Source organism: Massilia sp., assembly GCF_031995545.1.
Classification (GTDB): domain Bacteria; phylum Pseudomonadota; class Gammaproteobacteria; order Burkholderiales; family Burkholderiaceae_D; genus Telluria.
In genome coordinates this window covers 35,801-45,002 of the sequence record NZ_DAMAGA010000041.1, presented here as the reverse complement: position 1 = coordinate 45,002, position 9,202 = coordinate 35,801, and the positions used below count along the sequence as shown (strand labels likewise).

The window sequence follows — 9,202 nt, the reverse complement described above, 5'->3', positions numbered from 1 at the left end:
AAATTGCAGGGTGAAACCAGCTTCGACGAAGCAGGAATTCAACGGTAAAGCTAGCTGCAAATAGTTTTACGTAAGTTTGAAGGAACGGTTGGTTAAAAACGCTTGTTGCATAGCACCGCAGCGCCCGTTCCCGCGAGGGAAGGGGCGCCGCAAGATGTCGACTTTCGGCAGGCGCGGCCCGCCGTTGCAGGCGCGCCGCTTGCCGGTGTTTCAACTCAACGTATCAATTGAAGCTCAGGCCGTTGTTGCTGGCGTTGCTGACCTTCTTGCCTTTCAGGTCGACCGTGAAATGGTCGCTCGGCTTGGCCGAACCCAGGCCCTTGAAGATCGCGAACACCTGCTTGAACTGGTTCTGGAACGGTGCGCCGACCGGGTTCTGGTCGGACGGCTTGTCGCCCACGCGCAGCACCGCCGCCGGGGTGGCCGGGAAGGCCGACATCAGGACCTTGTACTGGTTGACGCGCTGCTGGCCCATGTCGCGCAGGGCCAGTTCGCCGGCGTACACGGTGCGGTGAAAGTCGCCGTAGAACTCGTAGGCGGTGAGTGCTGCGAAGTCGTCCAGGCGCAGGCCGGCGGCAGTGGCCAGCTTATCGGCGCGGGCCGTGGCGTCAGCCCAATCCGTGCTCAAGGCCGAAGCGGCGACCGGCATGCCGGTGACAGTGCCGGCGGCGGCGCACGAGGCGCTCAATGGCACGATGCCCGGGATGTCCTTCAGCTGACTCAGCGTGACCTTGGTCTGCAGCTGCGACAGAATCAGCATCTGCTTGCCGTTCAGGTTCATCGCCGCTTCCTTCATCTCGCACGGCCAGTATTCGTCCATGAAGCGCAGGCGCGACAGTTCGTCGAAGTAGTAGCGGGTGTATTCGCCATACGAACGGGTGTCGAGGATGGCGCGGTCCCAGCGCTTGCCGGCGTCGGCCGGGACGCTGCTGCCTTTCAGGTAGTCGTTCTCGACCACGTACAGCGGGAACAGTTCGGCGAAGCGCGGCACGGTATTGAGCGGCATGGTCTGGACGTCGATCGTCTCGGCATCCTTGTAGGTGATGATCTTGTAGGCCGCGCCATACACTGCCAGCGACGGCGACTGTACGTTGACCAGGTAGTTGCCGCTCGTGTCCTGGTGATCGTTGGTGCCGTTGAAGTGCATGTGGCCGCCCACGTGCAGGCGCAGGCCGGTGGCCGCCACCGCATTGGCGACGGTCGCATCCGGCACGCGCGCGGTCTGGAACGCGCCCGACTTGAACACGGCCTTCATGGCCTCGGTCTGGTTGGCGTAGAAGTCCATGGTCGGGTAGTGCGAGAAGGCCATCAGCTGCTTGCCTTCCGCCTTGGCGCGCGCGGCGACCGACTTGATGTACTCCATCAGGTGCATCTTGTGGGTGATGACCTTGTTCCAGCCGGCGTTGCCGGCGCCGTCGAAGCCCTTGAACCATTCGGGCTTGGCCGGATCGAAGTTGGCGTTCGGGACGAACACGTTGGCGTCGATCGACAGCAGCCACAGGCCCTTGACCGGTTCCACCAGGTAGGTGCTGTCGATCATCTTCACGCACTTGGTGTAGGCCTTGCCCAGCTTGGCTTCGCCGGCGGCCTTGTAGACGCCGCCCGAACCTTCGGCGCAGATCTCGAATTTGCGGTTGGCCAGGGCGGCCTGGGTGACGGCTTCGTCGTAGGTATATTTGCCGCCGCTGTGCTTGCTGAACGGCGTTTCCCACAGGATGTCGGCCTTGTTCGGCATGAAGCCGAATTCGCCCATCTTGGTCATCAGTTTTTCGTAGCCTTGCTCCATCAGCTGATCGGTGCAGACCACGCTTGGATCCTTGGCGACGCAGGCGGCGTTGCTGGTGGCGTAGACCTTCTGTTCCTTGCCTTCTTTGGTCAAAAAGTCGTTCTTGCCGGCTTCCTGGTCGTCGTACGGTTCGACCGGATCGTGGTTGCCCGGCGCCAGGAAGAAGCGCATGCCCTTGGCCTGGTATTGCTTCATGACCGCGGCGATGCCGTCGACGTTCATCGGCTGGGCGTCGTCGGTGTAGTCGCCCGGCAGCGCGACGTAGCGGATGCCCTTGGCGTAGGCGTCGTCCAGCGCGGCGTAGAAGGCAAAATAGTTTTCGTTGAACAGGCGCGTCGAGGTCAGCTGCGCGTACATGGTGCGGATCGTCGCGTTCTTGCCGTCCTTGGTCGGGATGCCGCTGAACTGGCTGCTCTTGAAGTCGCCGTAGACGTCCTGGAAGTGGACGTCGCTCATGAAGGCGACGGCGGTGCTGACCGGGGCCGGAGTCGGCTCCGGGGTCTGCACCGGCGGGGTCGGCGTGGTCTGGACGGGGGCGTCTGGCTCTCCCGGACTGCAGGCGGCCAGCAGAGCCAGGGACAGCGCGGCGGCGCCAGTAGAAACGCCGGTGGAAAATAAACGGGTCATGCAATGCTCCGGTCAACGAAATTGCCGGGGATGATTGCATTCTTGCATGACCGCTTTGTTACATGCGGAAGGCCTCTACGGCAGGGCGATGCTGCCTTCGGTCAGTGCGCTGCCGATGGCACCGGACGCAGTAGTGATCCGGGCTTCTGCCGTGGCTGCGTCCATGCGTCCGGCGTCAGCCTGCTGGTTGTCGTAGTCGATCACCTGCGCGCCGGTTGCGGCGTCGGTATGCCAGATTTTTATTCCGAAGCGTGCAGGTGCATCGCCCGTCGCCGCCAGCGTCACCAGGTCGAAGTGATGGGTGCCCTTGCCGTTGATTGCGCCGCTGCCTGTGAACCGGACCCGGCCAGGAGCGGTGGCGACCGGTGCGATGTCGGCGCTGCGAAAGTCGAGATCGCCCACCCTGAAGTGGAGCGCGGCGCCGCCGGGACCGCTGCGATTGGCACGAGCGGCATGCGACGCGTCTGCCGGTAGCGCGCTGAACGCGAAGCGCGCGCGCTCGGCGCGCTGCGGCGACCCCTTGGCGGCGGCAGGCTGCGCCATGAACGCGCCGGCGCCGGACGCGCCCTGCGCGGCTTGCACGGCGATCTTGCGGCTGACCCTGACGCTGGCGCTGCTGTCATCGACCACGGTTGCCGACACCGTGTACACACCCGGCGCGCCGTACGTGTGGCGCGCGCTGCTATGCGCTGCCTTGGAACCGGTGGCCGTCGTCGCGCCATCGCCCCACGACCAGGTGACCTTGTAGCGCGCTGCCGGCCTGTCGCCGGCGATGCCGACCGAGGCGTCGAAAGGTGCGCCCGGCAGCGCCACTGCGCGCGCCATGATCGGTCCGACCGTGTGCGGACAGGCGCACGACGCCCCGGTCGCAGGCTTGAGCAGCACCAGGCCGCTGTTGGCACGCGCCACGATCGCGCCGTTGTCGGCGATGGCCAATGCCTCGTACAGTTCCAGGCCTGGGGGCGCATGGCGCAGGCGCTTGTTCAGGTCGATCATGCCAAGCCTGGCGCTCCACACAAACGCGCGCTGCAGGCCTGTTGCGTCGCCCGCCATGCCGACCACCTGCCCGTTGTTGTTGGCGCCCGAAGGCATCGATTCGGGGCTCCCCAGCGAGCCCAACTCGACGACACCGCCCGCGCGAGTCCATGTGAAGGCGCGGAAGTAGTCGCGGGAACGGCTGAGGGTGCCGATCACGCGTCCGCTGGGCGTGATGCCGATGGCGTTCATGTCGTAGGTGCCGCTGACAAGCGGGCGCATGCCGCTGCCGGGCGTCCAGATGAATGCGCGCCATATCGCGTCGCCCACCGGCTGGTCGTAGTAATTGCCGACGATATTGCCGCTGGCATCGATCCCGATTGCCACGGAATCGGTGACGCCGAGGGTATGGATGTCGACCATGCCGCTGCCGAAGGTCCAGCGGAAGGCGTGCGAGCGGCCATTCCCGACCCGGGCGTCGCCGACGATCACGCCGACGTCGTTGAGCGCCAGGGCGTTGGCGACGTACGGCGGGGACGGCGCCAGATGGCCGAGGTCGGTGAAGCCATCGGACCGGCTCCAGCGGTAGGAACGGACGGCGAGGTTGCCGCTCATGTAGCCGGCGACGACACCGTTGTTATTGATGACCGGTTGATACGGGTAGATTGTGCCGGGCAGGATGCCGATGTCGGTCATCGGGCGCCATGGACTCCAGATGAAGGTGCGATCGAGACCCTCGGCATTGCGCGACTGGCCGACCACCTGGCCGGCATCGTTGAGCTCGGCAGCAACGGCATAGTCGTCGCCGAGCCGGCCGATGTTGCGGATCCGGGTGCCGTCGTAGAAGAATGCGGCGACTGGCACCTGGAACAGGTCGCTCGTGTACGAGAAAGCGACCTGACCGCTGGCATTGATCGCGACGTCGCCGTAGTGTTCGCCGTCGGTCAGGTTGACGACGCGGTAGGTGGTCTTGCCGAAGCTGGTGCGCTGCGCCTGCGCTGCATCGATGCCGTATTGCGGCGGCGCGGCGAACGCCATGCTTGCAAGCACGAGGGTGACGAGCAATAACGCAGCGATGACGTGACGCCCCACGCCATGGGACTTCGTGTGCATGTCTTCTCCGGATTGAAAACGTTGAGGCTGCCTTTGCCTCCGTCGCGTGGGCGCCTGGACCTTCATCATGGCCGGACGCCGTTCACCCCCGGACCGAACGCGTCATGCGCGCACCTGCGCACGTCTGACATGGATCGAGGCGCGCTTGGGGTATTGCCGCTATGGCGCGCAGTGCAAAAAAAAATCCCGCCGCGGCAGCACCGGGGCGGGATTCTTTGGCGGCAAAAAACTTACTTGCCCCAGCTATCCTTCAACGTGGTCACGCGGTTGAACACCGGTTTGCCCGGCTGCGAATCCACGCGGTCCGCCACGAAGTAGCCATGACGCTCGAACTGGAAGCGCTGATCCGCCACCGCATCCTTCATGCCCGGTTCCAGGTAGGCGGTAATGGTCTCGAGCGCGTTCGGATTCAGCGCCGCCTTGAAGTCCTTGCCGCCCGCGTCCGGCTGCGGCTCGGTGAACAGGCGGTCGTACAGGCGCACTTCGGCCTCGAGCGCGCTGGTGGCGCTGACCCAGGTGATGTTGCCCTTGACCTTGTAGTTGTCCGCGCCCGGCGTGCCCGACTTCGAATCCTCGAAGTACTTCACGTGCACGGCGGTGACCTTGCCGTTCTCGTCCTTGTCGTAGCCGGTGCATTCCACCACGTAGCCGTACTTCAGGCGCACGCGGCTGCCCGGCTGGTCGCCCTGCGGCGGGGTGAAGCGGAAGTAGCCCTTGGTCGGGGTTTCCATGAAGTCTTCCTGCTCGATCCACAGCTCGCGCGTGAACGGGAAGGTGCGCTTGCCCAGTTCCGGATGGTGCGGGTGGACCGGCGACGAGCACTCGTGCGCTTCGCCTTCCGGGAAGTTGTCGACGATCAGCTTCAGCGGACGCAGCACGGCGATCGCGCGCGGCGCCTTCGGATCGAGGTCGTCGCGCAACGCGCCTTCCAGCGTGCTCATGTCGATCCAGCCGTCGGCCTTCGACACGCCGATGCGCTCGCAGAACAGCTGCAGCGATTCCGGCGTGTAGCCGCGGCGACGCAGGCCGACGATGGTCGGCATGCGCGGGTCGTCCCAGCCGGTAACGACGCCGTCGTCGACCAGCGCACGGAGTTTACGCTTCGAGGTCACGACATAGGTCAGGTTCAGGCGCGCGAATTCGTACTGGCGCGGCACCGGCTTGCTGAAGAAGCCGCCCTCGGCCAGGGTCTCGACCAGCCAGTCGTAGAACGGGCGGTGATCCTGGAATTCCAGCGTGCACAGCGAGTGGGTGATGTTCTCGATCGCGTCCGAGATCGGATGCGTGTAGTCGTACATCGGGTAGATGCACCACTTGTCGCCGGTGCGGTGGTGGTGCGCGTGGCGGATGCGGTACAGGGCCGGGTCGCGGTTGGTCATGATCGGCGAGGACATTGCGTCTTCGCTCATCTTGGCGCGCAGGATGTGCTCGCCATCCTTGTACTTGCCGGCCTTCATGTCGCGGAAAAGTTGAAGAGATTCGTCAGCCGGGCGGTTGCGGAACGGCGAGTTGGTGCCCACGGTGCCGAAGTTGCCGCGGTTTTTGGCCATGTCTTCGGCGCTCTGGCTGTCGACGTAGGCGTAGCCCTTGGTGATCAGGTACTCGGCCATCTCGTACAGGCGGTCGAAATAGTCGCTGGCGTAGTACAGGTGCTCCTTGCTGGCATCCTGCCACGAGAACCCGAGCCACTTGACGCTGTCCATGATGGTGTCGACGTATTCCTGGTCTTCCTTCTCCGGGTTGGTGTCGTCGAAGCGCAGGTGGCAGATGCCGTCGTAGTCGCGTGCCAGGCCGAAGTTCAGGCAGATCGATTTGGCGTGGCCGATGTGCAGGTAGCCGTTCGGCTCCGGCGGGAAACGGGTGATCACGGACGGCAGGCCCGGACGGTCATGGGTGCCTGCGGCGCGGTCCGATTCGACGATCGCGCGCACGAAGTTCGACGACGGTGCATTGCCCGGCGCCGGGGTGTTCTTGTCGTTGCTCATGAAAATAATGTTTCTGTAGAGGTAAGTTGCGGGCATTTTACCGTAGTCGGCGCTCGCCGAGGGTCGCCGCGGTAGGGCGCATAGGTCCGTACGCCGCCGCATTCGCGTTTTCTATAGGATAATCTCGCTTTTGCTCTATTTGCGGCTTTGCCGGGAGAATTCCAATTGGAAAATTTATACGCGATCCTCGGCGTCGCGCCCAATGCCAGCGACGACGAGATCAAGAAGGTCTACCGTTCGCTGGCCATGCGCTACCACCCGGACCGCAACCAGGCCCCGGGCGCCGAAGCGCGCTTCAAGGCGGTGACCAAGGCTTACGAGACCCTGTCCGACCCGGTCAAGCGCGCCGAGTACAACCAGAGCGTGAACCACCGCATCGTGCTGGACGCCGAGGCCGAGGCCTTCGAGCTGTGGCGCTCGCTGTTCGCGCTCAATGGCGTGAACCTGCCGGCACATTGAAGCAACCCAGATAAAGAACAGCGGTCCGGCGCCGATGCCGGGCCGGGCACAATCACAGGATAGAACATGAAACACGTACATCCCGAATTCTCGTTCCAGTCGCGTGAACTGGACGGCCAGATCGAGGGCACCCTGGGCGACCCGCCCAACAAGAAGAACTACGACATGATGGTCGGCGCACTGGTCTCGGAATACGCTTCCGGCAGCGGCCTCGACGACGTCAACATGATGGCCTTCGCGCTGGTCGACCGCATCCGCTTCCTGGACCCGAAGGGCCTGATGCGCGAAGCGGCCGACTACGAAGGCGACGACCCGGCGCGCGTGTTCGCGATGGCCGAGTGCAGCGGCGAAGACGGCAAGGCCATGTACGAATCGATGACCGCCAACTACCCGGAACTGGCGCGCCAGGCGATCATCACCGCCTTCCTGTTCAAGAACCAGGGCCGCTGGGACGACGACGACCAGTCGCTCGAGCAGCTCGGCCGCAATGACGACGGCGACGACAACGACGAAGAAGACGGCCCGGCATCGGATGACTTCACCGGCCTGTTCGACGAAGGTGAGCGTGATGAGCGATAACGACAAGAACAGCAACCTGCCGGCCCTGGTCAGCCAGGTCGGCGAACTGGTGCTGGCCGGCTCGCTCGAGCACGCCGAAGAGGTGTTCTCGAAGGCGGCCGACGAGCACGGCGACTACGCCGTGGCGCAGGTGCTGACCGAACTGCCGCCGCAAGTGACCGCGCTGCACCTGTCCGGCTTCGACGGCGCCAAGACCTCGCTCGCCACCATGCTGGTGCCGCCCAAGGCCTGGGCCGACAGCCTGGCCTATATCGCCGCCACCTGGCCCGACAACATGATCGAGGACGATCCCGAGCGTATCGCCGAGAACCTGTTCAACCACGTGCACGGCGTGGTGTATGCCCAGGACGACGAAGACCGCCGCAACGAACTGCTGGAAGCTGCTTCCGCCACCGACCACGGCGCCACCGTGTTCGCCATCATGTGGTCGCTGGCACCGCGCGAAATCCTGGAAGTGGCGGGCGAGATCCTGTCCAAGGGACGTTACGTGAGCGGCCAGACCAGCGCCGACAGTGACATCGTGCCGCTGGCGGTCGACCTGGCCAAGGCCAGCGAAGACGGCTGGGAGCGTTCGCTGCTGGAGCTGTTCCCGGAATTCCGCCACAGCGCCGAGATGGCCGACATCGAGCTGCCGGACGATCCGGACGAAGAGTCCGAATTCATGCAGCGCTCGACGCGCGACCTGCTGCTGCGTCTGCGCAAGCAGGTGCCGTCGGTGCGCAGCCGCGCCCCGCGCAGCCCGCGCCGCAGCCTGGGCACGGACATCTTCTCGTGACCGGAGCGCCTAGCAATATGCTGCCTGCAATCGTCATCGAACAACCGCCGCGCCTGGTGCGTGCGATCAAGCTGCTGCCGGGCGAAGCCACGGCGGAAGAAGCGGCGATCCTGGCCGACGAATTGTCCGGGATCACCGCCATGGTGGCCGAGAAGTTCACCAACGACCGCACCGCCGAAGGCATCCAGCGCGCGCAACTGCTCACCGTGGGCGGTGTCTCGCTCGGCTTGGAAGTATTGATCCAGACCGAAACCGAGGGCGACCTGGACGCGGTCGACATCCTGATTGGGGACGGCGCCGAGCACGCCTTCCAGGCGGGCTTCCGCCTGATCCGGGAGCTGGCCGCGCTGCCCGAGGACAGCCTGGTGGGCGAGTACGACAACGACCCGGTGTACGCGCAGCGCCGCCTGAAGGAGCTGTTCGTCGATATCTGCACCGCCGATCCGGGCGAATCCTGGACCGGCTACGAGCGCTATCTGGGCCAGCTGCAACAGAGAAAGGGCGTGCAGGCGATCGTCGATGCCGCGCGCTGGCTGCGCCGCAACCACTACGAAGGCCCGGTCAATGATCCGGACCTGAATGCCGAGGGTGTGATCGCGATGGCGATCATCTTCGCGGTGGAAGGGGGCGGGCGCATCACCGCGCGCACCGGCCAGAAGGAATTCGAGCGCTTCGTCAAATCGGTGCGCAAGAACAATCCCGATTTCGAAGCCGGCTGGGCCGAGCTGATGGCGCGCATCCCAACCGCGCACCAGGCCGTGATCGCCGAACGCATCGAGACCTACCGCAACAGCTGCACCGTGCTGCAGCAGATCGGGTCCAAGGCTACTTTGGCCGAGCTGTTCACCGAACTGGAAAACTACGCCGGGTCGGAACTGGACGCGGAATATCCGTGAGCAAGCG

7 protein-coding genes are annotated in these 9,202 nt (G+C 64.7%); 4 read left to right on the top strand and 3 right to left on the bottom strand.

All coding sequences use genetic code 11. The features are described from left to right. Window positions 1-223: 223 nt before the first annotated feature. From RTQ83_RS20875 to RTQ83_RS20865, 3 genes are all read right to left on the bottom strand, one after another. A complete protein-coding gene (locus tag RTQ83_RS20875) occupies window positions 224-2,413 on the bottom strand; it encodes a metallophosphoesterase (protein ID WP_312518888.1) in 2,190 nt (729 codons plus the stop codon). A 75-nt stretch (window positions 2,414-2,488) separates the two neighbouring features. Beyond that, window positions 2,489-4,501: a PKD domain-containing protein gene (locus RTQ83_RS20870; RefSeq protein ID WP_312518885.1), complete on the bottom strand. Its 2,013-nt coding sequence runs from the start codon at window positions 4,499-4,501 to the stop codon at window positions 2,489-2,491. Window positions 4,502-4,731: 230 nt separating this feature from the next. Next, a complete protein-coding gene (locus tag RTQ83_RS20865) occupies window positions 4,732-6,486 on the bottom strand; it encodes a glutamine--tRNA ligase/YqeY domain fusion protein (protein WP_312518883.1) in 1,755 nt (584 codons plus the stop codon). A gap of 165 nt (window positions 6,487-6,651) precedes the next feature. Between RTQ83_RS20865 and RTQ83_RS20860 the strand changes: the two genes are divergently transcribed. From RTQ83_RS20860 to RTQ83_RS20845, 4 genes are all read left to right on the top strand, one after another. Beyond that, a complete protein-coding gene (locus RTQ83_RS20860; RefSeq protein ID WP_312518879.1) occupies window positions 6,652-6,945 on the top strand; it encodes a DnaJ domain-containing protein in 294 nt (97 codons plus the stop codon). A 66-nt stretch (window positions 6,946-7,011) separates the two neighbouring features. Further along, entirely contained in the window at window positions 7,012-7,524 is a 513-nt protein-coding gene (locus RTQ83_RS20855) for a hypothetical protein (protein WP_312518877.1), read from the top strand. Then, entirely contained in the window at window positions 7,514-8,299 is a 786-nt protein-coding gene (locus RTQ83_RS20850) for a hypothetical protein (protein WP_312518874.1), read from the top strand. Before RTQ83_RS20855 ends, RTQ83_RS20850 begins: the two co-directional genes overlap by 11 nt. A 17-nt stretch (window positions 8,300-8,316) precedes the next feature. Further along, window positions 8,317-9,195 (top strand): hypothetical protein, encoded by an 879-nt coding sequence (locus RTQ83_RS20845; protein ID WP_312518871.1) that lies wholly within the window; start codon window positions 8,317-8,319, stop codon window positions 9,193-9,195. Window positions 9,196-9,202 lie beyond the last annotated feature (7 nt).

Coding starts and splice junctions, on each gene's coding strand:
- RTQ83_RS20845 (WP_312518871.1), top strand. CDS start 8,317: ATGCTGCCTGCAATCGTCATCGAACAACCGCCGCGCCTGGTGCGTGCG.
- RTQ83_RS20865 (WP_312518883.1), bottom strand. CDS start 6,486: ATGAGCAACGACAAGAACACCCCGGCGCCGGGCAATGCACCGTCGTCG.
- RTQ83_RS20875 (WP_312518888.1), bottom strand. CDS start 2,413: ATGACCCGTTTATTTTCCACCGGCGTTTCTACTGGCGCCGCCGCGCTG.
- RTQ83_RS20855 (WP_312518877.1), top strand. CDS start 7,012: ATGAAACACGTACATCCCGAATTCTCGTTCCAGTCGCGTGAACTGGAC.
- RTQ83_RS20870 (WP_312518885.1), bottom strand. CDS start 4,501: ATGCACACGAAGTCCCATGGCGTGGGGCGTCACGTCATCGCTGCGTTA.
- RTQ83_RS20850 (WP_312518874.1), top strand. CDS start 7,514: ATGAGCGATAACGACAAGAACAGCAACCTGCCGGCCCTGGTCAGCCAG.